Genomic DNA, 25,557 nt, shown 5'->3' with positions numbered 1-25,557 from the left:
CGCGCCGTCGGCTGCGTAGCATATGGCCATTATCGATCCGGGCCGATAATGCAAAGGTCAGAAATGTTGTCCGGCTTGCCCGCTTTCCGTCGACTGCGCAGATAATGCGCGGGCGAGGTCCGCGGGAAGCGGGCGGATATTCATGGGAGGCATAGTGAAGCAACAGGCGCAGTTTCATATCGGCTACTGGTTCCTCGCCGTGCTGGGGTTCGTGCTCATCCAGAGCCTGCTCACCGAGCAGCAGCAGGTGGCGCAGATTCCCTACAGCGAGTTCGAGCAGTACCTGAAGGAGGGGCGGGTCGAGGAGCTGGCGGTCACCGACCGGCAGATCGAGGGCAAGCTCAAGGAGCCGCTGCCCGGCGGGCAGACCCGCTTCGCGGCCATCCGCATCGAGCCGCAGCTGGCCGAGCACCTGCAACAGTACCCGGTGCGCTATGCCGGCAAGATCGAGAGCACCCTGCTGCGCGACCTGCTGTCCTGGACCCTGCCGGCGCTGATCTTCTTCAGCCTCTGGCTGTTCCTGCTCAAGCGCATCGGCGGCGGCCTGGGCGGCGGCATGATGCAGATCGGCAAGAGCAAGGCGAAGGTCTACGTCGAGACCGACATGAAAGTGACCTTCGCCGACGTGGCCGGGGTCGACGAGGCCAAGGACGAGCTCAAGGAGATCGTCGACTTCCTCAAGGACCCGCAGACCTACGGCCGCCTCGGCGGGCGCATGCCCAAGGGCGTGCTGCTGGTCGGCCCGCCGGGCACCGGCAAGACCCTGCTGGCGCGGGCGGTGGCCGGCGAGGCGAAGGTGCCGTTCTTCTCCATCTCCGGCTCCGAGTTCGTCGAGATGTTCGTCGGCGTCGGTGCCGCACGGGTCCGCGACCTGTTCGAGCAGGCCCGGGCGCAGGCGCCGGCGATCATCTTCATCGACGAGCTGGACGCCCTGGGCCGGGCCCGCGGGGTCGGCCCGCTGGGCGGCGGCCACGACGAGAAGGAGCAGACCCTCAACCAGTTGCTGGTGGAACTGGACGGCTTCGACACCTCGACCGGGCTGGTCCTGCTGGCCGCCACCAACCGTCCGGAGATTCTCGACCCGGCGCTGCTGCGCGCCGGCCGTTTCGACCGCCAGGTGCTGGTCGACCGCCCGGACAAGGCTGGACGGGTGCAGATCCTCCAGGTGCATCTGAAGCGGGCGCGGCTGGCGACCGATGTCGACCCGCAGCAGATCGCCGCGCTGACTCCCGGCTTCACCGGTGCCGACCTGGCCAACCTGGTCAACGAAGCGGCCCTGCTCGCCACCCGCCGGCAGGCCGAGGCGGTGAGTATGGACGACTTCACCGCGGCCGTGGAGCGCATCGTCGCCGGCCTGGAAAAGCGCAACCGCCTGCTCAATCCGAAGGAGCGGGAGATCGTCGCCCATCACGAGATGGGTCATGCGCTGGTGGCCATGGCCCTGCCGGGGATGGACGTGGTGCACAAGGTGTCGATCATCCCGCGCGGTATGGGCGCGCTCGGCTACACCATCCAGCGCCCCACCGAGGACCGCTTCCTGATGACCCATGAGGAGCTGGAGAACAAGATGGCGGTGCTGCTCGGCGGCCGCGCGGCGGAGTGGGTCATCTATTCCCATTTCTCCACCGGCGCCGCCGACGACCTGGCCAAGGTCACCGATATCGCCCGCGCCATGGTCACTCGCTACGGCATGTCCGAGCGCCTCGGCCACGTCACCCTCGAGCGCGAACAGCACAGCTACCTGGGCGTCGAGCAGATGTACGGCCTGCCGCCCCGTCACGAATACGGCGAAACCACCGCGACGGCCATCGACGCCGAAGTGCAGGCTATCGTCGAGCGCGCCTTCCAGCGTACCGTGGCGCTGCTCTCGGAGCGCCGCGAACTGCTCGAGCGCAGCGCCCGGCGCCTGCTGGAAGAGGAGACCCTCGACGCCGAGCAGTTGGCCGAGCTGGTCGGCAAGGCGCAGGGTAGTAGCCTGGAACCATCCGGAGTGACGCAACCATGAGCGATCGCCACGAGCGCGACGATGCTTGTCCGCAGCCGCCCGAGCCGCCCTTGGAGGGCGAGTGCTGCGAGGGCGGCTGCGGCGAGTCCTGCGTCTGGGAACAGTATCACGAGGCCCGCGCCGAGTACGCCCGGGCATTGGCCGAGTGGCAGGCCCGGCATGCCCCCGAGCCGGCGGAGTAGGGCATCCTAGCGCCCCAGCCGGTGCAGCTCCTCCGCCTCGACGACGCGCACGCCGTCTTCCTCCTCCAGGGCCAGGCGCCAGAGGGCGCGGGCCAGGGTGCAGGGATCGATGGCGCGGTAATGGCTCGGGGTCAGGCGCAGCAGCGGATCGGCCAGCTGGTCGAGCAGGCGCAGTTCGCGGCGCGGGCCGAGCAACTGGGTCGGCCGGGCGATGGTCAGCTGCGGCCAGTCCTGGGCCCTGAGGCCGTCCTCCATCTCTCCCTTGACCTGGCAGTAGAAGCGCGACGAGCGCGGATCGGCGCCCTGGGCGCTGATCACCAGCAGGTGGCGGGCGCCCAGCTCGCGGGCGCGGCGGGCGAAGGCCAGGACGAGGTCGTGGTCGATGGTGCGGAAGGCTTCCTGGGTGCCGGCCTGCTCGGCATTGCTGCCGAGGCAGCAGAAGGCGGTGTCGACCGGTCCGCTCAGCTCCGGCAGCAGGTCGGCCAGGCGGCCCTGGGGGTTTTCCAGGCGCGGATGTTCGGACAGCGCCTGACGGGTGGGAGCCAGCACCCGGGCGATGGTCGGTTCGGTGAGCAGGCGATCGAGCAGGTGCTCGCCGGACAGGCCGGTGGCACCGGCGAGCAGGATGTGTTGGGGCGTCAGATACATAGAACGATCCTCGCGCAAGGTGATGGGGCGAGCGGCTGGCGCAAGTGCGCTCCGTGTATCGGCCAGGGCTGCCGTTTCGTTTGTTATGGTGAGTTGTAGTGTGGCCCAAAGGCCCTGTCCCTGCCGGGTGTCCTCGTGGCGGAGCCGGATAGGCTGTCGCGCTTTATGGCGGACCGCTGTGCCTGCCTATAATGGGCCCTTTTCCGTCCCTCTGTCCCGTTGCCGTGCGGCCCCGGGCAGACGGCTCGACCGCGGAGGTTGATATGTTGTTGCGAGGCCTCACTTGGCTGGTGTTGTTCCAGTTGCTCGGTACGGCCATCCAGGCGCTCTGTCTGCCCATGCTGCCGGGGCCGATCATCGGCCTGCTGCTGTTGTTCGTCTATCTGGTCTGGCGCGGCGAGGTGAGCGCGCCGGTGCAAGAGGCTGCCGGCAGCCTGCTGCGCTACCTGCCGCTGTTGCTGGTGCCGCCGGCGGTGGGGATGATGGCCTATGCCGGGGCCATCGCCGCCGATTTCTGGTCCATCGTCGGAGCGCTGCTGCTGTCCCTGCTGGCGTCGCTGGCCTTCGTCGGCTGGCTGATGCAGCGCTTGATCGACCGTCAGGCACGCGGGGAGGGGGGCGCATGAGCTTCGATTGGCAGGGTTCCTGGCAGGCGTTGGTGCAGCATCCGCTGTTCGCCTTCGGCATCACGCTCGGCGCTTACCAGCTGGCGGTGGCCGCCTACGAGAAGACCCGCTGGGTGTTCCTGCAGCCGGTGCTGGTGTCGATGCTGCTGGTGATTGGCGTGCTGCTGGCCTGCGGGGTGGATTACGCCGCCTATCGCGACGGCGCGAAGATTCTCACCGTATTTCTCGGCCCGGCCACGGTGGCGCTGGCGGTGCCGCTGTTTCTCAACCTAAAGCGCATTCGCCTGCTGTTCTGGCCGGTGGTGACGACCCTGCTGGTCGGCGGCCTGTTCACCACCCTGCTGGGCGTGGGGCTGGCCTGGCTGTTCGGCACCGGGCGGCTGATGCTGATGACCCTGGCGCCGAAGTCGGTCACTTCGCCGATCGCCATGCTGGTGTCCGAGCAGATCGGCGGCGTGGCCGGTCTGGCGGCGGTGTTCGTGCTCATCACCGGCATCCTCGGCGCGGTGTGCGGTCCCGCGCTGCTGCGCCGCTGCGGCGTGCGCCATCCGGCCGCGCTGGGCATGGCCCTGGGCCTGACCTCCCATGCGGTGGGCACCTCGCGGGCCCTGCAGGAGGGCGAGGAGTGCGGCGCCTTCGCCGCCCTGGGGATGAGCCTGATGGGGGTGTTCACCGCGGTCCTGCTGCCCTTGGGCGTGGCCATGGTCGTCTGAGGAGGCGCAATGGACTTTCCGCTGTTTCCCCTGAACACCGTACTGTTTCCCGGCTGCCGGCTGGACCTGTCGATCTTCGAGGCGCGCTATCTGGACATGCTCAGCCGCTGTCTGCGCCAGGGCACGGGCTTCGGCGTGGTGTGCATCCTCGAGGGCGAGGAGGTCGGCGAGGCGGCCAGCCGCTTCGCTGCGCTCGGCTGCGAGGCGCTGATCCGCGACTGGCAGCAGCGCCCCGACGGGGTGCTGGAGATCCGCGTCGAGGGTGCTCGGCGTTTTCGCGTCAACCGGGCCGAGGTGCGCCGCGACCAGCTGACGGTCGCCGAAGTGGACTGGCTGCACGAGGTCCAGGCGGCACCGCTGGCCGCCGAGCACGCCGAGCTGGCTGCCCTGCTGCAGGCGCTGGCGCAGCATCCGCTGATCGCAGAGCTGGGCATGGCCAGCACGCCGGCGGACCAGCAGGCTCTGGCCAACCAGTTGAGCTACCTGCTGCCGTTCGAGGCCGAGGAAAAACTGAAGCTGTTGGCGATGGGCGAGCCGGCCCGACGTCTGGAACACATCCAGCAGCTGCTGGAGCGCCTGCAGGGCGAGGCGCCGGCCTGAAGCAGGCTCAACGATAGCGGTACATCGCCAGGGCTTCCGGCAGCGCCCAGGTGGCGATGCCGCCGAGCAGCGCCAGGCACAGCGGCAGGATCAGCCACCAGGTGCGGGCGCCGAGCCCCTCGAGCGGAGTCCTCCATTGCACCAGGGTCAGACTGAAGGCGCACAGGCTGCCGGCGAGCAGGGCGCCGGCGATGATGTCGGTCGGCCAGTGCACGCCCAGGTAGACCCGCGACAGGGCGATGGTCGTTGCCGGCAGGCAGGCCAGCAGCAGCCAGGTCAGGCGCATCCGTGGCGTCTGGCCACGCCCGGCGAGGATGCCCAGGGTGAGGCAGAAGGCGAAGGCGGACGAGCTGTGTCCGCTGGGCAGGCTGTAGGTATGCAGCGGCTCGATCAGGATCTCCGGGCGGCCGCGGGCGAACAGCAGCTTCAGGCCGCCGTTGCTCATGGCCGTGCCGAGCAGGGCCATGCCGGCGAACAGCGCCGCGCGCCATTGCCGGACGGCCAGCAGCAGCAGGCCGAGCAGCGTACCGGCATACGCCTGGGTCTTGAAATCGCCCAGACGGGTGATCAGCACCATCGCCTGGTCCAGGGCGGCGTGACGATGCTCCTGGATCAGCGTCAGCAGCCCCTGGTCGAGCTCGTGCAGATGGCTCCAGCCCAGCAGCAGGGCGGCGAGCGACGCCAGGCACAGGCCGGCCGCCAGCGCCGTGGCCCAGCGCTGGCGGCGCAGGCTGGCGTAGACGATCAGGCCGATGGCCGCCGCCAGAACCGCCGCGACCACGCCGGCCTCACGCCAGAAGCCTTCCGGCAGCGGCAGGCGCAGGGCGGCGCCGGTGGTCCAGCCGGGCAGCAGGTAGACCACCGCCCAGCCGGCGGCGGCCAGCAGGCTGACCGCGATGAAGCGCGGCAGCGGCATGTCGAGCATGCCGGCGGTCATCGGCAGCATCGGCCGCAGCAGGCCGATGTAGCGGCCGACCAGCAGGCTGGCGATGCCGTAGCGCTGGAAGTACACCTCGGCGCTGACCAGCCATTCCGGATGATCGCGCAGTACCGGCAGGCGCCGGATGCCCTGGTGGAAGTGCCGGCCCAGCGCGTAGGAGATCGCGTCGCCGAGCAGGCCGCCGGCATAGCCCAGCAGCAGGGTCTCGCCGAGGGTCAGGGCGCCGCTGCCGGCCATGGCGGCGACGGCGAACATCAGCACGGTGCCGGGAACGATGATGCCGAGTATCGCCACGCATTCGACGAAGGCGATCAGGAAGATGGCCAGTCCCAGCCATTCGGGGTGGGCGGTCAGCCAGCCGGTCAGGCTGTCGAGCCATGCGCTCATCGGGCGGCGCTCCTTGTCGTGGGCCAGTGAGAGGGCGGCTCCGTGCCGCCAAAAAAGGCGCATGATAACAGCCGCCGCCGGCGGCACGGAGGTGTGCCCTGCGGCGCGACCTTCTGCCCGAGCCTGCTGGGCGCAGGGCGGCGGTATCGCTATAATCAGCCGCTTTCCCCGACTGCCAGACCCGAGACCATGACCGAGTCCGTGCTCGACTACATGACCCGCCTGGGCCGCGCCGCCCGTGAAGCCTCGCGGGTGCTCGCGCGCACCAGCACCGCGCAGAAGAACCGTGCCCTGGACGCTGCCGCCGCCGCTCTGGACGCCGCCCGCGAAGCGCTCGCCGCGGCCAATGCGCAGGATCTGGCCGCCGGCCGCGCCAACGGCCTGGACGAGGCCATGCTCGACCGCCTGGCGCTGACCCCGGCGCGCATCGACGAGATGATCGAGGGGCTGCGCCAGGTCGCCCGGCTGCCCGACCCGATCGGCGAGATCCGCGACATGCGCTACATGCCTTCGGGCATCCAGGTCGGCAAGATGCGCGTGCCGCTGGGGGTGATCGGTATCGTCTACGAGTCGCGCCCCAACGTGACCATCGACGCCGCCAGCCTGTGCCTGAAGTCCGGCAACGCCACCATCCTGCGCGGCGGCTCCGAGGCGATCCACTCCAACCAGGCGATCGCCCGCTGCATCCAGCTCGGCCTGGCCGAGGCCGGCCTGCCGGCCGCCGCCGTGCAGGTGGTGGAAACCACCGACCGCGCCGCCGTCGGCGCGCTGATCACCATGCCGGAGTTCGTCGACGTGATCGTGCCGCGCGGCGGCAAGAGCCTGATCGAGCGCGTCAGCCGCGAGGCGAAGGTGCCGGTGATCAAGCACCTGGACGGCATCTGCCACGTCTACATCGACGTCGCCGCCGACCTCGACAAGGCGATCCGCGTCGCCGACAACGCCAAGACCCAGCGCTTCGCGCCCTGCAACACCATGGAGACGCTGCTGGTGCATGCCGGCATCGCCGCCCGCGCGCTGCCGCCGCTCGGCGAGATCTACCGGGCCAAGGGCGTCGAGCTGCGCGGCTGCCCGCGCAGCCGCGAGCTGCTCGGCCCAGGCGCTCTGGAGGCGAGCGAGGAGGACTGGTCCACCGAGTACAACGCGCCGATCCTCTCGGTGCGCGTGGTGGACTCGCTGGACGAGGCCATCGCCCACATCAACCATTACGGTTCGCACCACACCGACGCCATCGTCACCGAGAGCTTCACCGACGCGCGGCGCTTTCTCGCCGAGGTGGACTCCAGCTCGGTGATGGTCAACGCCTCGACGCGCTTCGCCGACGGCTTCGAGTACGGCCTGGGGGCGGAGATCGGCATCTCCACCGACAAGCTGCACGCCCGCGGTCCGGTCGGCCTGGAAGGGCTGACCAGCGAGAAGTACGTCGTGTTCGGCGATGGCCACGTGCGCGGCTGATGGCGAAAAAGATCGGAATCCTCGGCGGCACCTTCGACCCCATCCATATCGGTCATCTGCGCGGTGCCCTCGAGGTCGCCGAGCAGTTCGGCCTCGACGAGCTGCGCCTGATTCCCTGCGCCCGCCCGCCGCACCGGCAGTCGCCGCAGGTGTCGGCGGCCGACCGCCTGGCGATGGTCCGCTGCGCGGTCGACGGCGTGCCGCCTTTGACCGTGGACGACCGTGAACTTCGCCGCGAGCGGCCGTCCTATACCATTGACACCCTGGAGTCTCTGCGCAGCGAGCTGGCCGCGGACGACCAGCTGTTCCTCCTGCTCGGCTGGGACGCCTTCTGCGGCCTGCCGGGCTGGCATCGCTGGCAGGAGCTGCTCGACCACTGCCACATCCTGGTCCTGCAGCGCCCGGATGCCGCCAGCGAGCCGCCGGAGGCCCTGCGCAACCTGCTGGCGGCGCGCAGTGTCGGCGATCCCCAGGCCCTCGGCGGACCGGGCGGGCACATCGCCTTCGTCTGGCAGACGCCGCTGGAGGTGTCCGCCACCAAGATCCGCGAACGTCTGGCCAGCGGCCGCTCGGTGCGCTTCCTGGTACCCGACGCGGTACTGGCCTATATCCATGCGCACGGGTTGTACCCGGCGTCGAACTGAACATCACATACGAGCCCTCCATGCAGAACGAACAATTGGTCCAGCTGGCGATCGACGCCCTGGAAGATCTCAAGGCCAAGGACATCACCGTCATCGATGTGCGTGGCAAGACCAGCGTCACCGATTTCATGGTGGTCGCCAGCGGCACCTCCAGCCGCCATGTGAAATCCCTCGCCGACAACGTCCTGGAGAAGGTCAAGGAGCAGGGCGTGCGGCCGCTCGGCAGCGAGGGGCTGGAGGGCGGCGAATGGGCGCTGCTCGACCTGGGCGACGTGGTGGTCCACGTGATGCAGGTCGCCACCCGTCAGTTCTACGACCTCGAGCGTCTCTGGCAGGGCGCGGAGCAGAGCCGGGCCCAGCACGGCGAGGAATGAAGTCGTCGTGCGTCTGCGCCTGATCGCCGTGGGTTCGCGCATGCCGCGCTGGGTGGAGGAGGGCTGGCACGAGTACGCCAAGCGCCTGCCGCCCGAGCTGGCCCTCGAACTGGTGGAAATCCCCCTGCACACCCGCGGCAAGAATGCCGACGTGGCCCGCCTGATCCGCCAGGAGGGCGAGGCCATGCTCGGCAAGGTGCAGGCGGGCGAGCGCATCGTCACCCTCGAGGTGACCGGCAAGTCCTGGAGCACCGAGCAGTTGGCCGCCGAGCTGGAGCGCTGGCGGCTCGACGCGCGCACCGTCAACCTCATGGTCGGCGGCCCGGAAGGGTTGGCCCCGGAGGTCTGCGCGCGCAGCGAGCAGCGCTGGTCGCTGTCGCCGCTGACCCTGCCGCATCCCCTGGTCCGCATCCTCGTCGGCGAGCAGATCTATCGTGCCTGGACCCTGCTGTCCGGGCATCCGTATCACAAGTGACCGCGGTTTGCGCAGATGCCGGAGCCGATTCGCCTCAAAGACCACGAGAAGGACGCGCGCCAGGTCCGTGCGCGGGCCGTCGTCGGCGCCGTGGCCATCGTGCTGCTGTCGTTGACGCTGGTGGCGCGCCTGTTCTACCTGCAGGTGATCCAGTACGAGCAACATTCGACCCTGGCGGAAAACAACCGCATCCACGTGCAGCCGATTCCGCCGAACCGCGGGCTGATCTTCGACCGCAACGGGGTGATCCTCGCCGACAACCGGCCGAGCTTCAGCCTGACGGTGACCCGCGAGCGCGCCGGCGACTGGCAGAAGGTGCTGGACACCATCGTCAAGGTGCTCGAACTCGGCCCGGAGGAGCGCAGCCTGTTCGAGAAGCGCGTGCGCCAGGGGCGCCGGCCCTTCGAGCCGGTGCCGGTGCTGTTCGAGCTGTCCGAGGAGCAGATCGCCCGCATCGCGGTCAACCAGTTTCTCCTGCCCGGCGTCGAGGTGGCCGCCCAGCTGGTCCGCCACTACCCGCAGGGCGAGCATTTCGCCCATTCGGTCGGCTACGTCGGACGGATCAACGAGCGCGAGCTGAAGAAGCTCGATCCGGTCGATTACAGCGGCACCCACCACATCGGCAAGACCGGCGTCGAGCTGTTCTACGAAGACCTGCTGCACGGCCAGGTGGGCTACGAGGAAGTCGAGACCAACGCCCGAGGGCGGGTGCTGCGGGTGCTCAAGCACACCGACCCGGTGCCCGGCAAGGACCTCACCCTGAGCCTCGACCTGAACCTGCAGAAGGCCGCCGAAGCAGCCCTCGGCGACCGCCGCGGCGCGGTGGTCGCCATCGACCCGGCGAGCGGTGGGGTGCTGGCGATGGTCAGCCAGCCGAGCTTCAATCCCAACCTGTTCGTCACCGGAATCAGCGTCAAGGACTATGCCGCGCTGCGCGACTCCATCGATCGCCCGCTGTACAACCGGGTGCTGCGCGGCGTCTACCCGCCGGGCTCGACGATCAAGCCGGTGGTCGCCCTGGCCGGTCTCGACAGCGGGGCGGTGGAGCGCAGCACACGGGTCTTCGACCCGGGCTTCTTCCAGCTGCCCAACGTCAAGCACAAGTACCGCAACTGGAACCGCGGCGGCGACGGCTGGGTGAACATGGAGGCGGCGATCGCCCGCTCCAACGACACCTATTTCTACTCCCTGGCGCACCGCATGGGCATCGATCGCCTGCATCGCTACCTGAGCCACTTCGGCATCGGTCAGCGGGTGTCCCTGGACATGTTCGAGGAGGCCGCCGGGCTGATGCCGTCGCGCGAGTGGAAGCGGGTCAGCCGCCGCCAGGCCTGGTATCCGGGGGAAACTTTGATCACCGGCATCGGCCAGGGCTACATGCTGGCCACTCCGCTGCAACTGGCCCAGGCCACCGCCCTCCTGGCGAACAAGGGCAGGTGGCACCGGCCGCGGCTGCTGATGACGGCCGATGGTCTGACGCCCGAGCAGTTGATGGCCAGCGGCCTGCTGGAGGCGCGCCCGGCGCCGCCGGACATCCAGCTCAAGGATCCGCGCAACTGGGACCTGATCAGCTCCGACATGCAGCAGGTCGTGCACGGCGCACGCGGCACCGCGCACAAGGTCGGTGCCACGGCGCGCTATCGCATCGCCGGCAAGAGCGGTACGGCCCAGGTGGTGGCGATCCGCCAGGGCGAGAAATACGACCGCAACAAGCTGCAGGAGCGCCATCGCGACCACGCCCTGTTCGTCGGCTTCGCCCCGGCCGAGAATCCGCGGATCGCCGTGGCGGTGATGGTGGAGAACGGCGAGTCCGGCTCCGGTGTCGCCGCGCCGGTGGTCAAGCAGGTGATGGACGCCTGGCTGCTCGACGAAAATGGCCGGTTGAAAGCGCAGTTCGCCCCGGCGCCGCAGGACGTTGCCCATGACTATCAACGCTAGCTTCGACCGTACCCTGTCCGACGAGGACGTGCTGCGCCGCCGTGCCACCCTGCTGCAGCGCCTGCACATCGACGGCCCGCTGCTGCTGCTGCTGTTGCTGCTCGCCGCCGGCAGCCTGTTCGTCCTCTATTCGGCGAGCGGCAAGAACCTCGGCCTGCTGGTCAAGCAGGCCAGTTCGTTCGGCCTCGGCATGCTCTGCATGCTGGTCATCGCCCAGGTGGAGGCGCGCTTCATCGCCCGCTGGGTGCCGCTGGCCTACGTGCTGGGCGTGATCCTGCTGGTGGTGGTGGAGGTCATGGGCCACAACGCCATGGGCGCCACGCGCTGGATCAACATCCCCGGGGTGATCCGCTTCCAGCCCTCGGAGTTCATGAAGATCATCATGCCGGCGACCATCGCCTGGTATCTCGCCCGCAACAACCTGCCGCCGGGACTCAAGCACACCGCTGTCAGCCTGGTGCTGGTCGGCATACCCTTCGTGCTGATCCTGCGCCAGCCCGACCTCGGCACCTCGCTGTTGATCCTCGCCTCCGGAGCCTTCGTGCTGTTCGTCGCCGGGCTGCCCTGGCTGTGGATCATCGGGGCGGTGGCCGCCGTGGTGCCGGTTGCGGTGGGCATGTGGTACTTCGTCCTGCACGACTACCAGAAGCAGCGCATCCACACCTTCCTCGACCCGGAAAGCGACCCCCTGGGCACCGGCTGGAACATCATCCAGTCGAAGGCGGCGATCGGCTCGGGCGGGGTATTCGGCAAGGGCTGGCTGCTCGGCACCCAGTCGCACTTGGATTTTTTGCCGGAAAGCCATACGGACTTTATCATTGCGGTCCTGGCCGAGGAGTTCGGCCTGGTCGGCGTCTGCCTGCTGCTGCTGGTCTACCTGCTGCTGATCGCCCGCGGACTGGTGATCACCGTGCAGGCGCAGACGCTGTTCGGCAAGCTGTGGGCCGGCGGCCTGACCATGACTTTCTTCGTCTACGTATTCGTCAACATCGGTATGGTGAGCGGCCTGTTGCCGGTGGTAGGCGTACCCCTGCCGTTCATTAGCTACGGTGGAACTTCACTGGTGACCCTGCTGTCAGGGTTCGGGGTTTTGATGTCGATCCACACCCATCGCAAGTGGATCGCGCAGGTTTGAAGAGTGACGGATCGATGCACATGAGGCGTGGCCGGGCGGCCAGAACCCTGTCTTTGGCCGGCCTTGCCGGCTCCCTGGGGCTGACCTGCGCGCTAGACGGCGGCGCGGTGCAGGCCGGCGAATACGCGAATTCACCGCAGGTCGACGAGTTCGTCGCGGAGATGACCCGCGACTACGGCTTCGCCAGCGAGCAGCTGCTCGGCCTGTTTGGCGAGGTGGAGCGCAAGCAGCCGATTCTCGACGCCATCTCGCGGCCGGCCGAGAAGGCCAAGCCGTGGAAGGAGTACCGGCCGATCTTCATCACCGAGGCCCGCGTGGCCCGCGGGCTGGACTTCTGGCGCCAGCACGAGGCGGCCTTGGCCCGTGCCGAGCGGGAATACGGCGTGCCCGCCCAGGTGATCGTGGCGATCATCGGCGTGGAAACCTTCTACGGGCGCAACACCGGCAACTACCGGGTGATCGACGCGCTGTCGACCCTGGGCTTCGACTATCCGCCGCGCGCGCCCTTCTTCCGCAAGGAGCTGCGCGAATTTTTGCTGATGACCCGCGAGGAGCAGGTCGACCCGCTCACCCTGACCGGCTCCTACGCCGGCGCCATGGGCCTGCCGCAGTTCATGCCGAGCAGCTTCCGCACCTATGCGGTGGACTTCGACAGCGACGGCCACATCGATATCTGGAAGAACCCGACCGACGCCATCGGCAGCGTCGCCAGCTATTTCAAGCGCCACGGCTGGGTCGCCGGCGGGCCGGTGGCCAGCCGTGCCGAGATCGCCGGCCCGCAGGCCGAGCAGGGCCTGACCGAGGGGCTGGACCCGGTGAAGAGCGTCGGCGAACTGCGCAGCCTCGGCTGGCAGACCCGCGACCGCCTCGACGATGGCTTGCCGGTCACCGCCTTCCGGCTGGACGGCGCGGACGGCGCGGAATACTGGATGGGGCTGCCGAACTTCTACACCATCACCCGCTACAACCGCAGCGCGATGTACGCCATGGCCGTGTACCAGCTCTCCGAACAGTTGCTCCAGGCGCGGAGCGGCCGCCGATGACGAGGCATGTCCTGCCGTTCCGCCTGTTCCTGCTCGGCAGTCTGGTAGTGCTGGCCAGCTGCTCCAGCACGTCGCCGGAACGCGGCACGTCGTCGGGCTCTGCCGCCAAGGCCCACTACCCGCGGCCGCTCAAGGACGGTGCGCCCTGGTGGGACGTCGACGTTTCGAAGATTCCCGACGCGGTGCCCACGCCCCACAACGGCCCGGTCAAGGCCAACCCGTACACGGTGCTGGGCAAGACCTACTACCCGATGAACGACGGTCGCCGCTACAAGGCCACCGGCACCGCCTCCTGGTACGGCACCAAGTTCCATGGCCAGGCCACCGCCAACGGCGAGGCCTACGACCTCTATGGGATGAGCGCGGCGCACAAGACCCTGCCGCTGCCCTGCTACGTCCGGGTGACCAACCTGGACAACGGCAAGAGCGTGATCCTGCGGGTCAACGACCGCGGCCCCTTCTACTCCGACCGGATCATCGACCTGTCCTTCGCCGCGGCGAAGAAGCTCGGCTACGCCGAAACCGGCACCGCGCGGGTCAGCGTGGAGGGCATCGATCCGCAGGAGTGGTGGGCCCAGCAGGGCCGCAAGCCGCCGCTGGTGCTGGCCCAGCCGCAGATGGCCCAGGCGCAGCCGGCGCCCCGCCCGGCAACGACGGTGATCGAGGAATACTCGCCGCCGCCCAGCCAGCATGCGGCGGCCATGCTGCCGGTGGAGGTCGCCGCCAGCAACGCGGCCGATTCCGCGACCCAGGGCCTGTACCTGCAGGTCGGCGCCTTCGCCAACCCGGACGCGGCGGAGCTGCTCAAGGACAAGCTGAGCCGGATCAGCGCCACCCCGGCGTTCGTCAGCTCGGTGGTGCGCGACCGGCAGACCTTCCACCGCGTGCGCCTGGGGCCGATCGCCAACCCGGACGAGGCCCGGCAGCTGCAGGACAGCGTCCGCCTGGCCAGACTCGGCCAGCCGACCCTGGTCAAGCCCGATTGATTCGCGCTTCCTCTCCACAGCCCGCAAGGGTGTGTCCGACTAGCCAACGACCCGAGAAACGATGAAAACCACCCGACTTGTGCAACGCCTTTTCCTGGCCCTTCTGATCAGCGTGCCGAGCGCCTGGGCCGCCGAGCCTCAGGCCACCCCGGTGCCGACGCCGACGCGGGCGACAGAACCCCAGGCCGTCCCGGCGCCGCCGCAGCTGGCCGCTTCCGCCTATCTGCTGATGGATGCCGCCAGCGGCCAGGTGCTGATCGAGAGCAGCGGCGACATGCGCCTGCCGCCGGCCAGCCTGACCAAGCTGATGACCGCCTACATCGCCACCCTGGAGATCAAGCGCGGGCAGATCAAGGAGGGCGATCTGGTCACCGTCAGCGAGCATGCCTGGCGTACCGGCGGCTCGCGGATGTTCATCCAGGTCGGCACCCAGGTGAGCGTCGGCGACCTGCTGCACGGCATCATCATTCAGTCCGGCAACGACTCCAGCGTGGCGCTCGCCGAACACATCGCCGGCAGCGAGGACGCCTTCGCCGACATGATGAACGAGACCGCCAAGCGTCTCGGCCTGAGCAACAGCCACTTCATGAACGCCACCGGCCTGCCGCATCCGGAGCATTACTCCTCGGCCCACGATATGGCCAAGCTGGCCCGCGCGATCATCTACGACGACCCGGCCCACTACGCCATCTACGCGCAGAAGGAGTTCTTCTGGAACAACATCAAGCAGCCGAACCGCAATCTGCTGCTGTGGCGCGACAAGACCGTCGACGGCCTGAAGACCGGCCACACCGAGGAGGCCGGCTACTGCCTGGTGGCCTCCGCGGTGCGCGAGGGCCAGCGACTGATCGCCGTGGTGTTCGGCACCAAGAGCGAACAGGCGCGCGCTGCCGAGACCCAGAAGCTGTTGACCTACGGCTTCCGCTTCTTCGAGACCCAGACCTTCTTCCAGAAGAACACCGAGCTGGCCCGCTCGCCGGTGTGGAAGGGTGCCAGCCGCGAGGTCAAGGTCGGCCTGGCCGAGGATCTGACCCTCACCATGCCGCGCGGCCAGCTCAAGCAGCTGACCACCGCCAGCAGCCTCGAGCCGCAGCTGATCGCGCCGATCCAGCAGGGCACCGTGGTCGGCAAGGTCGAGGTCAAGCTGGGCGAGCAGGTGCTGCGCAGCGCCGATCTGGTCGCCCTGGAAACCGTCGAGGAGGGTGGCCTGTTCCGTCGTCTATGGGATAGCATCCGACTGTTCTTCTACGGTTTGTTCAACTGAACCTCTGCCGACCGCCGTCCGCCGCTTCCGGTGGGCGGCCGTCCCCGCGGGCCGAACGGCCCGCCGCCGCCATGACCGATACCGACGTACAAGCTCCGAAAATCGAATTTCCCTGCGAGCGCTACCCGATCAAGGTGATCGGCGACGCCGGCGAGGGTTTCGCCGACCTGGTCGTCGAGGTGATCCGGCGCCATGCGCCCGGGCTGGACAGCTCGACCCTGAGAGTGCGCGACAGCCGCAACGGGCGCTATCTCGCCGTGCAGGTGCTGATCACTGCCACCGGCGTCGAGCAGCTGCAGGCCATCCACCTCGACCTGCGCGCCACCGGGCGCGTGCACATGGTGCTCTGATGCAGGGTAGCATCGGCGTCCGCGAGCCGGGGCTGCTCGACTACCTGCCGACCTGGCAGGCGATGCAGCGCTTCACCAACGGGCGAGGCCCGGATACGCCCGACGAACTCTGGCTGCTCGAGCATCCGCCGGTGTTCACCCAGGGACAGGCCGGCAAGGCCGAGCACGTGCTGTTCCCCGGCGACATCCCGGTGGTGCAGGTGGACCGCGGCGGCCAGGTGACCTACCACGGTCCCGGCCAGCTGGTCGGCTACCTGCTGCTGGACGTGCGCCGCCTGGGCATCGGCGTGCGCGAGCTGGTCAGCCGCATCGAGCGCAGCCTGATCGAGCTGCTCGCCGGCTACGCGGTCGAGGCCTATGCCAAGCCGGATGCGCCGGGGGTCTATGTCGGCGACATGAAGATCGCCTCCCTCGGCCTGCGCATCCGCAACGGTCGCTCCTTCCATGGTCTGGCGCTGAACGTGGACATGGATCTGGCGCCCTTCCAGCGCATCAACCCCTGCGGCTATGCCGGCATGGTCATGACACAACTCAAGGATCAGGCCCGCGGGCCGGTCGAATTCGCCGAGGTGCGCAGCCGCCTGCGTGCACAGCTCGCTGCGCAGCTCGGTTACGCTGAAGCGAAGACCCTTACGGGCGGGATCGAAAGCATATGAGCACGACGGAAACCACGGGCAAGGGCCCGTCCAAGGTGGAAACCGGGGTCAAACTGCGTGGCGCGGAGAAGGTCGCCCGCATCCCGGTGAAAGTCATTCCGACCGAGGAGCTGCCGCGCAAGCCGGACTGGATCCGCGTGCGCATGCCGGCGTCCCCCGAAGTCGAGCGGATCAAGCAGCTGCTGCGCCAGCACAAGCTGCACAGCGTCTGCGAGGAGGCGTCCTGCCCGAACCTCGGCGAGTGCTTCGCCGGCGGCACCGCGACCTTCATGATCATGGGCGACATCTGCACCCGCCGCTGCCCGTTCTGCGACGTCGGCCACGGCCGGCCGAACCCGCTCGATCCGGCCGAGCCGAAGAACCTCGCCGTGGCCGTCGCCGACCTGCGCCTGAAGTACGTGGTGATCACCTCGGTGGATCGCGACGACCTGCGCGACGGCGGCGCCCAGCATTTCGCCGACTGCCTGCGCGAGATCCGCCAGCTGAGTCCCGGCACCCAGCTGGAGACCCTGGTGCCCGACTACCGCGGACGTATGGAGATCGCCCTCGACATCACCGCCACCGAGCCGCCGGACGTGTTCAACCACAACCTGGAAACCGTGCCGCGCCTGTACAAGGCCGCGCGTCCGGGCTCGGACTTCGAGTGGTCGCTCGATTTGCTGGAAGCCTTCAAACAGCGTATTCCGGGCGTGCCGACCAAGTCCGGGCTGATGCTCGGCCTCGGCGAGACCGACGAGGAAGTCATCGAGGTGATGCAGCGCATGCGCGAGCACGAGATCGACATGCTCACCCTCGGCCAGTACCTGCAGCCCTCGCGCAACCACCTGGCGGTGCAGCGCTTCGTCCATCCCGACACCTTCGCCTGGTTCGCCGAGGAGGGTAAGAAGATGGGCTTCAAGAACGTCACTTCCGGCCCGCTGGTGCGTTCCTCCTACCACGCCGACCAGCAGGCCCACGGCGCCAAGGGCGACTGATCGCCCGCCGTGCATCGAAACGAAGCCCCCGCAAGGGGGCTTCGTTTTTTCCGGAACGGGTTCGCGGCGAACGGCGGTCAGCGGGTGGCGCCGACGCTTCAGTGCCGACGCAGGGCTTCGAGCAGTTCGCTGGTCGGGTAGCCGTCGGCCGGCCAGCCGAGGCGCTGCTGGAAGCTGCGCACCGCCTTGCGGGTATTGGCGCCGATGATGCCGTCGGCACTGCCGGGGTCGAAGCCGTTGCCGGCCAGGAGGTTCTGCAGTTCGATGCGCTCGCTGCGGCTCAGCGGCGTCTCGCCGCGCGGCCAGGCGGCGACGATCTGCCCGCGGTTCTGGAAGCGCTCGCCGAGCAGGCCGATGGCCAGCGCGTAGGAGGTGGAGTTGTTGTACTTGAGCACGCTGCGGAAGTTGTCCAGCACCAGGAAGGCCGGGCCGCGATGGCCGGCGGGCAGCAGCAGGCTGGCCTGTTCGTTCTCCTGGACTGCGCTGACGGGCAGGGTCACGCCGAGCTGGCGCCACTCGCCCAGCGACTTGCGGATGGCCATGTCGGCCTGGGCATAGTCGAAGCCCTGCGGCAGGCGCACCTCGAAGCCCCACGGCTGGCCCCGGCGCCAGCCGGAAGCCTGCAGGTAGTGGGCGGTGGAGGCCAGGGCATCGGCGGTCGAATCCCAGATGTCGCGGCGACCGTCGCCGTCGAAGTCCACCGCGTGGCTGTGGTAGGTGGTCGGGATGAACTGGGTCTGGCCCATGGCGCCGGCCCAGGAGCCGATCATCCGCTCCGGTCGCACGTCGCCGTTCTGCAGGATCGACAGGGCCGCCAGCAGCTGGTCGTGGGCGAACTGCGGACGCCGGCCCTCGAAGGCCAGGGTGGCCAGCGAGCGGATCACCGACTTGTTGCCCATGACCTGGCCGAAGTTGCTTTCCATGCCCCAGACCGCCACCAGCGTCTGGCGGTCGACGCCGTAGCGCGCCTCGATCTGTCCCAGCAGTTCGGCATGCTGGTTCAACAGGTTCTGGCCGCTGCGCACCCGCTTCTCGGCGAGGGCGCCCGCCAGGTACTCCCAGACCGGCCGGGTGAATTCCGGCTGGCTGCGGTCCGCGGAGATCACCGCCGGATCGGGCGCGACGCCGGCGAACGCCCGGTCGAAGACCAGCGGCTGGATGCCGGCGCTCAGGGCCTCCTGGCGAAAGGTGTCGCGCCAGTCGTCGAAGCTGATGGCGGCGAGCGGTGCGCTCGGCAGCGCGCTCGGCACGGCGGCTGCAGGCGGCGCCAGGCGGGCGGCGCTCGGAGCCGGGGCCGGGGCGGAGTCGGCCGTGGGGGTGTCGACGCAGGCAGTCAGCAGGGCCATTGCGCTGCCGGCGATCAGCTGGCGGAGGATCTGGCCAGGGGCCGGGGTGCGGAGCATCGGTACATCTCGAAGGCTGCGATCAAGCGATGACCATAACACGCCGGGGCAGGCTTGTCCGCCCGGAGCGCCGGAAGGCGCCGGCCCGGTTGCGCTGCGCGGCCGGCGCGTGTAGGGTGGCCGCGCTTCCCGTCTCCCCTTGTCGACAGCGGATTGCCCAGGTCCTCGCAGCCATGTCCGGTTTCTCTCGCCATCGCCCCGCGCCCGTCGCGTGCTTCGTCGCACTGACGCTGCTGCTGGCCATGCTGCTGATGCCGGTACTGACTTCGCTCGGCGAACTCCACGATCTGTCCCATGCGCCGCTCGGCGCGCATGCCCATCTCGGGCAGGCCTCCGGGCACGACGGCGACCCGCTCGCCCAGCCGGAGTCGGGCCAGGAGGGCGATGGCGGCTTCCATGCGCTGCTCCACTCCGCCCATTGCGCCGGGCATGCCGCGCAGCTCGCCCTCGGCGCTTTCCCGCACCTGACCGCCATTCCGGCGGGCCATGCCTGCGCGCCGGACGAGACGCCGCTGCTGCCCGCATCGCCCCTCCACGTTCCCTACCGACCGCCGATCGCCGCGTAAGCCTCTGCCGGCCCATGGCCGGCGTTCCCTTACCCTGATCGATCGGAGTCCCTACATGCGTTTACGATTCGCGGCGCTCGCCGCCTGGATCGCGGTGTCCGCCGCGGCCTGGCCCGCGCTTGCCGCCGACCGCCTTTCCCTGGACGACGCCTTCGCCCGCGTCGCCGCCACCCATCCGGAGCTGCGCCTGTTCGACAGTCGCGGCGCAGTGCTCGCCGCGGAGCAGGAGCGTGCCGCGCTGCGTCCGGCGCTGGTCGCCGGCGCCACCCTGGAGAATGCCTTCGGCAGCGGCGAGGCGCACGGCCTGCAGGGTGCCGAGCTGACCCTGACCCTGGCCTCGGTGCTGGAGCGCGGCGGCAAGCTCGACGCGCGCAAGACCCTGGCCCGCAGCCACATCGACGCCCTGGCGGTCGAGCGCGAGGCGCGCCGCCTGGACCTGCTCGCCGAGGTGGCCCGGCGCTATCTGGCGATGGTCGCCGCCCGCCGCCAGGGCGAGATCGCCGCGCAGGACATCGCCCAGCGCCGGCGCACCCTGGCCGGCGCGCGCCAGCGCCTGCAGGCCGGCGCCTCGCCGGAGTCGGTGGTCTTCACCGCCGAGGCGGCGCTGGCCCGCGCCGAGCTGGAGAAGGCCCGCGCGCAGCAGCGCCTCGGCGCCGCGCGCCAGTACCTGGCGGCGCTCTGGGGCGAGCGCGATCCGCAGTTCGAGATCGCCGCCGCTGATCCTGCCGCCCTGCCGGAGATCGCCGACTTCGCCGCGCTGAGCGCGCTGCTCGAGCGCACCCCGGAGCTGAGCCAGTTCGTCGGCCAGCAGCGCATCCGCGAAGCGCGCCTGCAACTGGCGCGCAGCCAGGCGAGCGCGGATCTGAGCTGGCAGGCCGGCGTGCGCCGCCTCGAGGCCAGCGACGATTTCGGCCTGGTCGGCACCCTGTCGCTGCCGCTGGGCGCGGAGCGCCGCGCCGCGCCGGAGATCCGTGCCGCCGAGGCCGAGCTGGGGTCGCTGGAGATCGAACGCGAGGCCCGCGAGCTGTCGCTGCACTCCACCCTGGCCGAGGCCCACGGCCGCTACCGCGCCGCGCAGCTCGAAGTGCGCCGCCTGCAAGACGAGGTGATCCCCCTGCTGTCGCGCGCCGAGGGCGCCGCCGAGCGCGCCTACCGCGGAGGCGCCGCCAGCTACCTGGAATGGGCCCAGCTGCAGTCCGAGCGGACCGCCGCCCGCCGCCAGCAGCTCGACGCCGCGCTCGACGCCCAGCGCACCCTCATCGAAATCCAGCGACTCACCGGCCAGGCGTTCGTCGCCGGTCAGTCCACCGACAAAGGAAACACCCCGTGAAAGCATCCTTCCTGGCCGGCCTGCCGCTGGCCCTGAGCCTGGCGCTGAGCGCCTGCGACGGCCATGCGCCGGCCGAATCCGCCCCTCACGCGCATGCCGGCGAGCACGGCGGGCATGGCGAGCACGAAGCACACGACGAGCCGCGCAAGGGCGGACACGGCGGGCGCCTGCTCGAAGAGGGGGCGCTGACCGTCGAGCTGGCCATCGCCGAAAAGGGCACGCCGCCCAAGTACCAGGCCTGGCTGTACCGCGACGGCCAGCTGCTGCCGCCCTCGGCCGGCAGCGTCGAGGTGCGCCTCAAGCGTCTCGATCGCGCCGAGAACCACCGGCTGGAAGCCCAGGCTGATGGCAGCCTGATGGCCTCCAGCGTGGTCGGCGAGCCGCACTCCTTCGACGTCGAAGTGCTCGCCAGCATCGAGGGCCAGGCGCTGCGCTGGGCCTACCCGAGCTACGAAGGACGCACCGAGATCGAGCGGGCGGTCGCCGAGGAGGCCGGCATCCGCGTGGCCCCGGCCGGCCCCGGCGAGATCGCCGACGCCCATGAGGTGCAGGGCCTGCTGACTCCGGTCGACGGCAAGGTCGCCCGGGTCACCGCGCGCTTCCCCGGGCCGATCCGCCGCCTCGCCGCCAACGTCGGCGACCCGGTGCGTGCCGGGCAGACCCTGGCCAGCGTGGAGAGCAACCTGAGCCTGACCGAGTACCCGGTGACCGCGCCGATCTCCGGCGTGGTGCTGGCGCGCAACGCCAGCCTCGGCGCCTTGGCCGGCGAGGGCACGCCCTTGTTCGAGGTCGCCGACCTGTCGAGCCTGTGGGTCGACCTGCACCTGTTCGGCGCCGATGCCCAGCACATCCGCCCCGGCCTGCCCGTCGAGGTGACCCGCCTGAGCGACGGTGCCACCGCCAGGAGCGTGCTCGAACGCGTACTGCCCGGCACCGCGACCGTCAGCCAGAGCACCGTGGCCCGCGCCAGCCTGGCCAATGCCGACGGCTTCTGGCGCCCCGGCTCGGCGGTCAAGGCGCGCATCGTCGTCGCCCGCCAGCCGGCCGAACTGGTCGTGCCGCTGGCGGCGCTGCAGAGCTTCCGCGACTGGGAGGTGGTGTTCGTCCGCGTCGGCGACACCTACGAGGTGCGCCCGGTCGAGCTGGGCCGGCGCGACGCCGAGCGGGTCGAGGTGCTGGCCGGAATAGAGAAGGGCGACCAGATCGTGGTCGAGCAGAGCTACCTGGTGAAGGCGGACATCGAGAAGTCCGGCGCTTCCCACGACCACTGAGGACGCCGCGATGCTCGAAAGAATCATCCGCTTCGCCATCGCCCAGCGCTGGCTGATGCTCGCCCTCACCCTGGCCCTGGCCGGCCTGGGCGGCTGGAGCTTCACCAAGCTGCCAATCGACGTCACCCCGGACATCACCAACGTCCAGGTGCAGATCAACACCGAGGCCGCCGGCTACTCGCCGCTCGAGGCCGAGCAGCGCGTGACCTTCCCGATCGAGACCGCGCTGGCCGGCCTGCCCGGCCTCGACTACACGCGCTCGATCTCGCGCTACGGCCTGTCGCAGGTCACCGTGGTGTTCAAGGACGGCACCGACCTGTACTTCGCCCGCCAGCAGGTCGGCGAGCGCCTGCAGCAGGTGCGCGGCCAGCTGCCGGCCGGCCTCGAGCCGGCCATGGGGCCGATCGCCACCGGCATGGGCGAGATCTTCATGTACACGCTCGAGGCCGACCCCGCGGCGCGCAAGCCCGACGGCACGCCCTGGAGCGCCACCGACCTGCGCACCCTGCAGGACTGGGTGGTGCGCCCGCAGCTGCGTAACACCGCCGGGGTCACCGAGGTTAACACCATCGGCGGCTTCGCCCGGCAGATCCACATCACCCCCGATCCGGCCCGGCTGGTCGCCCTGGGCTTCACCCTGCACGACGTGGTCGCCGCGGTGGCGGCGAACAACCAGAACGTCGGCGCCGGCTACATCGAGCGCAACGGCCAGCAGTTCCTGGTCCGTGCCCCCGGGCAGATCGCCGACCTCGACGCCCTGCGCGACATCGTGCTGGACCGCCGCGAGGGCGTGCCGATCCGCGTGCGCGACGTGGCCGAGGTGGGCGAGGGGCCGGAGCTGCGCAACGGCGCGGCCACCCAGAACGGCCGCGAGGTGGTGCTCGGTACGGTGTTCATGCTGATCGGCGCGAACAGCCGCGAGGTCGCCCAGGCCTCGGCGGAGAAGCTGGCCCAGGCCAGCCTGAGCCTGCCGCCCGGGGTCAGCGCCAACCCGGTCTACGACCGCACCCGGCTGGTCGAGCGCACCATCGAGACGGTGGCCAAGAACCTGGCCGAAGGCGCCTTGCTGGTGATCGTGGTGCTGTTCCTGCTGCTCGGCAACTTTCGCGCCGCGCTGATCACCGCGGCGGTGATCCCGCTGTCCATGCTGCTCACCGTCACCGGCATGCTGCGCGGCGGGGTGTCGGGCAACCTGATGAGCCTGGGCGCGCTGGACTTCGGCCTGATCGTCGACGGTGCGGTGATCATCATCGAGAACTGCCTGCGTCGCTTCGGGATGCTGCAGCAGGCGCTGGGCCGGCCGCTGGGCGAGGGCGAGCGGCTGGACGCCGCGGCTGCGGCCACCGCCGAGGTGATCCGCCCGAGCCTGTTCGGCCTGGGCATCATCACCGCCGTCTACCTGCCGATCTTCGCCCTCGGCGGCGTCGAGGGGCGGATGTTCCAGCCGATGGCGATCACCGTGGTGCTGGCCCTGAGCGGCGCCATGCTGCTCTCGCTGACCTTCGTCCCGGCGGCCGTCGCGCTGTTCCTGCGCGGCCGCGTGGCCGAGCACGACACCCGCCTGATGCGCTGGGCGCGGCGCGGTTATGCGCCGGTGCTGGGCTGGTCGCTGCGCCGGCGCGGCTGGATGATCGCCGCGGCGCTGGCGCTGGTCGCCGCCTGCGGGACGCTCGCCACCCGCCTGGGCAGCGAGTTCGTGCCGGGCCTCGACGAGGGCGACATCGCCCTGCACGCGTTGCGCATTCCCGGCACCAGCCTGGACCAGGCGATCCGCATGCAGGCGACCCTGGAGGCGCGGATCAAGCAGTTTCCCGAAGTCGAGCGGGTGTTCGGCAAGCTCGGCACCGCCGAGGTGGCCACCGACCCGATGCCGCCCTCGGTGGCCGACACCTTCCTGATCCTCAAGCCGCGCGCGCAGTGGCCCGACCCGCGCAAGCCCAAGGCCGCGCTGATCGCCGAGATCGAGGCGGCGGTCAAGCGCCTGCCGGGCAACAACTACGAGTTCACCCAGCCGATCCAGATGCGCATGAACGAGCTGATCTCCGGGGTGCGCGCCGACGTGGCGATCAAGCTCTACGGCGACGACCTGGAGCAACTGGTGGCGGTCGGCCAAAAGATCGAGCGCGTCGCCAAGGCGGTGCCGGGCGCCGCCGACGTCAAGCTGGAGCAGGCCACCGGGCTGCCGCTGCTCAGCGTCAGCCCCGACCGCCAAGCGCTGGCGCGCTACGGCCTCAACCCCGGCGCGGTGCAGGACACCCTGGCCACGGCGGTCGGCGGAGAGGTCGCCGGCCAGCTGTTCGAGGGCGACCGGCGCTTCGACATCGTGGTGCGCCTGCCCGAGCGCCTGCGCCAGGACCCGGCGGCGCTGGCCGACCTGCCGATCCCGCTCGGCGCCAGCCTCAACGCCGACGAGTCGAGCCGCGCCGCCGCCTGGCTGGCCGGCGCGCCGCAGACCGTGCCGCTGCGCGAGGTGGCGACGCTGGAGGTCCACCAGGGCCCCAACCAGATCAACCGCGAGAACGGCAAGCGCCGGGTGGTGGTGACCGCCAACGTGCGCGGCCGCGACCTCGGCGGCTTCGTCGCCGAGCTGCGCCAGCGGGTGGCCGCCGAGGTCGAGGTGCCGGCCGGCTACTGGGTCGACTACGGCGGCACCTTCGAGCAGCTGATCTCGGCCAGCCAGCGCCTGGCGATCGTGGTGCCGGCGACCCTGGCGCTGATCTTCGCCCTGCTGTTCTGGGCCTTCAACTCGGTGCGCGACGCGCTGATCGTGTTCAGCGGCGTGCCGCTGGCGCTGACCGGCGGGGTGATCGCCCTGGCGCTGCGCGGCATTCCGCTGTCGATCTCCGCCGCGGTCGGCTTCATCGCCCTGTCCGGGGTGGCGGTGCTCAACGGGCTGGTGATGATCGCCTTCGTGCGCAAGCTGCGCGAGCGCGGCGCCGGTCTCGAGACGGCGATCGTCGAGGGCGCCCTCGGCCGCCTGCGCCCGGTGCTGATGACCGCCCTGGTGGCCTCGCTGGGCTTCCTGCCGATGGCCTTCAACGTCGGCGCCGGCTCCGAGGTGCAGCGGCCGCTGGCCACCGTGGTCATCGGCGGGATCGTCTCCTCGACCCTGCTGACCCTGTTGGTGCTGCCGGCGCTGTACCGCTGGCTGCACCGCGAAGAGCAGGCGCCCGCGGCGCGGGCGGAGGAGCGGGCGGCCGTTCCGGCACATCTGCAGAAGGAGCTCAGCCCATGATCGCCTTCACGGTCAAGGTGCTGGTGACCGCGCTGCTGGTGGCGCTGATCAGCGAGCTGGGCAAGCGCAACGCCTTCGCCGGCGCGCTGCTCGCCGCCCTGCCGCTGACCTCGCTGCTGGCGCTGGTCTGGCTGTACCGGGACACCGGCAGCGCGCTGCAGGCCGCCGACCTGGCGCGCGGGATCTTCTGGCTGGTGCTGCCGTCGCTGGCGTTCTTCCTGGTGTTTCCCGCGGCGGTCAAGGTCGGCTGGGGCTTCTGGCCGGCGCTGGGGGCGAGCGTGCTGGCGACACTGCTGGCCTATGCCGTCCTGCTCGGCCTCGACCGGTTGTTCCGGCTCGGGCTGTTCGGCTAGCGGG

General features: G+C 70.0%; 25 protein-coding genes. 22 read left to right on the top strand and 3 right to left on the bottom strand.

The annotated features are described in order from the left end of the window. The first annotated feature begins 154 nt into the window (after positions 1-154). Both ftsH and Atro_RS09850 read left to right on the top strand, forming a co-directional pair. Complete coding sequence (gene ftsH, locus Atro_RS09855) at positions 155-2,005, top strand: ATP-dependent zinc metalloprotease FtsH (RefSeq protein ID WP_497927445.1); 1,851 nt, start codon at positions 155-157, stop codon at positions 2,003-2,005. Continuing rightward, entirely contained in the window at positions 2,002-2,187 is a 186-nt protein-coding gene (locus tag Atro_RS09850) for an oxidoreductase-like domain-containing protein (protein WP_497927444.1), read from the top strand. The genes ftsH and Atro_RS09850 overlap by 4 nt, the downstream gene beginning before the upstream one ends. Positions 2,188-2,193: 6 nt before the next feature. On the opposite strand, the gene Atro_RS09845 is transcribed toward Atro_RS09850, so the two are convergent. Further along, positions 2,194-2,835: a Rossmann-fold NAD(P)-binding domain-containing protein gene (locus Atro_RS09845; protein ID WP_497927443.1), complete on the bottom strand. Its 642-nt coding sequence runs from the start codon at positions 2,833-2,835 to the stop codon at positions 2,194-2,196. A 263-nt stretch (positions 2,836-3,098) separates the two neighbouring features. On the opposite strand from Atro_RS09845, the gene Atro_RS09840 reads away from it, so the two are divergent. The 3 genes from Atro_RS09840 to Atro_RS09830 are packed head-to-tail and all read left to right on the top strand — an operon-like array spanning position 3,099 to position 4,774. Further along, positions 3,099-3,461: a CidA/LrgA family protein gene (locus tag Atro_RS09840; RefSeq protein ID WP_497927442.1), complete on the top strand. Its 363-nt coding sequence runs from the start codon at positions 3,099-3,101 to the stop codon at positions 3,459-3,461. Next, positions 3,458-4,174, top strand: coding sequence for an LrgB family protein (locus tag Atro_RS09835; protein ID WP_497927441.1), 717 nt, complete (start codon positions 3,458-3,460; stop codon positions 4,172-4,174). Before Atro_RS09840 ends, Atro_RS09835 begins: the two co-directional genes overlap by 4 nt. 9 nt (positions 4,175-4,183) lie before the next feature. After that, positions 4,184-4,774 carry an LON peptidase substrate-binding domain-containing protein gene (locus tag Atro_RS09830; RefSeq protein WP_497927440.1) on the top strand — a complete coding sequence of 197 codons (591 nt, stop codon included), beginning with the start codon at positions 4,184-4,186 and terminating at the stop codon, positions 4,772-4,774. A 7-nt stretch (positions 4,775-4,781) separates the two neighbouring features. On the opposite strand, the gene Atro_RS09825 is transcribed toward Atro_RS09830, so the two are convergent. Next, positions 4,782-6,101: a bifunctional DedA family/phosphatase PAP2 family protein gene (locus Atro_RS09825; RefSeq protein ID WP_497927439.1), complete on the bottom strand. Its 1,320-nt coding sequence runs from the start codon at positions 6,099-6,101 to the stop codon at positions 4,782-4,784. Positions 6,102-6,290: 189 nt separating this feature from the next. Between Atro_RS09825 and Atro_RS09820 the strand changes: the two genes are divergently transcribed. The 12 genes from Atro_RS09820 (at position 6,291) to lipA (ending at position 17,395) form a co-directional block, all read left to right on the top strand. Beyond that, a complete protein-coding gene (locus tag Atro_RS09820) occupies positions 6,291-7,556 on the top strand; it encodes a glutamate-5-semialdehyde dehydrogenase (RefSeq protein ID WP_497927438.1) in 1,266 nt (421 codons plus the stop codon). Further along, positions 7,556-8,200, top strand: coding sequence for a nicotinate-nucleotide adenylyltransferase (gene nadD / locus Atro_RS09815; RefSeq protein WP_497927437.1), 645 nt, complete (start codon positions 7,556-7,558; stop codon positions 8,198-8,200). The genes Atro_RS09820 and nadD overlap by 1 nt, the downstream gene beginning before the upstream one ends. Before the next feature lie 20 nt (positions 8,201-8,220). Next, positions 8,221-8,574 (top strand): ribosome silencing factor, encoded by a 354-nt coding sequence (rsfS, locus tag Atro_RS09810; RefSeq protein WP_152388627.1) that lies wholly within the window; start codon positions 8,221-8,223, stop codon positions 8,572-8,574. A 7-nt stretch (positions 8,575-8,581) separates the two neighbouring features. Continuing rightward, a complete protein-coding gene (rlmH, locus tag Atro_RS09805) occupies positions 8,582-9,049 on the top strand; it encodes a 23S rRNA (pseudouridine(1915)-N(3))-methyltransferase RlmH (protein ID WP_497927436.1) in 468 nt (155 codons plus the stop codon). A 15-nt stretch (positions 9,050-9,064) separates the two neighbouring features. Then, a complete protein-coding gene (mrdA, locus tag Atro_RS09800; protein ID WP_497927435.1) occupies positions 9,065-10,987 on the top strand; it encodes a penicillin-binding protein 2 in 1,923 nt (640 codons plus the stop codon). After that, positions 10,977-12,122: a rod shape-determining protein RodA gene (gene rodA / locus Atro_RS09795; protein WP_497927656.1), complete on the top strand. Its 1,146-nt coding sequence runs from the start codon at positions 10,977-10,979 to the stop codon at positions 12,120-12,122. The genes mrdA and rodA overlap by 11 nt, the downstream gene beginning before the upstream one ends. A 14-nt stretch (positions 12,123-12,136) precedes the next feature. Then, the gene (gene mltB / locus Atro_RS09790) at positions 12,137-13,165 is read left to right on the top strand and encodes a lytic murein transglycosylase B (protein WP_497927434.1); all 1,029 of its coding nucleotides are present in this window, start codon (positions 12,137-12,139) and stop codon (positions 13,163-13,165) included. Then, entirely contained in the window at positions 13,162-14,151 is a 990-nt protein-coding gene (locus Atro_RS09785; protein WP_497927433.1) for a septal ring lytic transglycosylase RlpA family protein, read from the top strand. The genes mltB and Atro_RS09785 overlap by 4 nt, the downstream gene beginning before the upstream one ends. Positions 14,152-14,212: 61 nt before the next feature. Further along, positions 14,213-15,415, top strand: a complete 1,203-nt coding sequence (locus tag Atro_RS09780) for a D-alanyl-D-alanine carboxypeptidase family protein (protein ID WP_497927432.1) — start codon at positions 14,213-14,215, stop codon at positions 15,413-15,415. A 71-nt stretch (positions 15,416-15,486) separates the two neighbouring features. Next, entirely contained in the window at positions 15,487-15,765 is a 279-nt protein-coding gene (locus tag Atro_RS09775) for a DUF493 domain-containing protein (protein WP_131340339.1), read from the top strand. After that, the gene (gene lipB, locus Atro_RS09770; protein ID WP_497927431.1) at positions 15,765-16,421 is read left to right on the top strand and encodes a lipoyl(octanoyl) transferase LipB; all 657 of its coding nucleotides are present in this window, start codon (positions 15,765-15,767) and stop codon (positions 16,419-16,421) included. Before Atro_RS09775 ends, lipB begins: the two co-directional genes overlap by 1 nt. Next, positions 16,418-17,395 (top strand): lipoyl synthase, encoded by a 978-nt coding sequence (lipA, locus tag Atro_RS09765; protein WP_497927430.1) that lies wholly within the window; start codon positions 16,418-16,420, stop codon positions 17,393-17,395. Before lipB ends, lipA begins: the two co-directional genes overlap by 4 nt. A 98-nt stretch (positions 17,396-17,493) precedes the next feature. On the opposite strand, the gene Atro_RS09760 is transcribed toward lipA, so the two are convergent. Beyond that, entirely contained in the window at positions 17,494-18,798 is a 1,305-nt protein-coding gene (locus Atro_RS09760) for a lytic murein transglycosylase (protein WP_497927429.1), read from the bottom strand. 173 nt (positions 18,799-18,971) lie between these two features. Between Atro_RS09760 and Atro_RS09755 the strand changes: the two genes are divergently transcribed. Genes Atro_RS09755 through Atro_RS09735 form a run of 5 tightly spaced genes read left to right on the top strand, consistent with a single transcriptional unit; the run spans position 18,972 to position 25,553 of the window. After that, complete coding sequence (locus Atro_RS09755) at positions 18,972-19,364, top strand: hypothetical protein (RefSeq protein ID WP_497927428.1); 393 nt, start codon at positions 18,972-18,974, stop codon at positions 19,362-19,364. Between the two features lie 55 nt (positions 19,365-19,419). Further along, on the top strand, positions 19,420-20,694 hold the full coding sequence (locus Atro_RS09750) for a TolC family protein (RefSeq protein ID WP_497927427.1): 1,275 nt from the start codon (positions 19,420-19,422) through the stop codon (positions 20,692-20,694). After that, entirely contained in the window at positions 20,691-21,965 is a 1,275-nt protein-coding gene (locus Atro_RS09745; RefSeq protein ID WP_497927426.1) for an efflux RND transporter periplasmic adaptor subunit, read from the top strand. The genes Atro_RS09750 and Atro_RS09745 overlap by 4 nt, the downstream gene beginning before the upstream one ends. 10 nt (positions 21,966-21,975) lie before the next feature. Beyond that, positions 21,976-25,200 carry an efflux RND transporter permease subunit gene (locus Atro_RS09740; RefSeq protein WP_497927425.1) on the top strand — a complete coding sequence of 1,075 codons (3,225 nt, stop codon included), beginning with the start codon at positions 21,976-21,978 and terminating at the stop codon, positions 25,198-25,200. Continuing rightward, positions 25,197-25,553: a DUF3147 family protein gene (locus Atro_RS09735; protein ID WP_497927424.1), complete on the top strand. Its 357-nt coding sequence runs from the start codon at positions 25,197-25,199 to the stop codon at positions 25,551-25,553. Before Atro_RS09740 ends, Atro_RS09735 begins: the two co-directional genes overlap by 4 nt. Positions 25,554-25,557: the final 4 nt, after the last annotated feature.

This window comes from Azotobacter tropicalis (genome assembly GCF_059739045.1).
The sequence above is the reverse complement of the archived record's forward strand: the minus strand, read 5'-3'. Positions and strand labels throughout refer to the sequence as shown.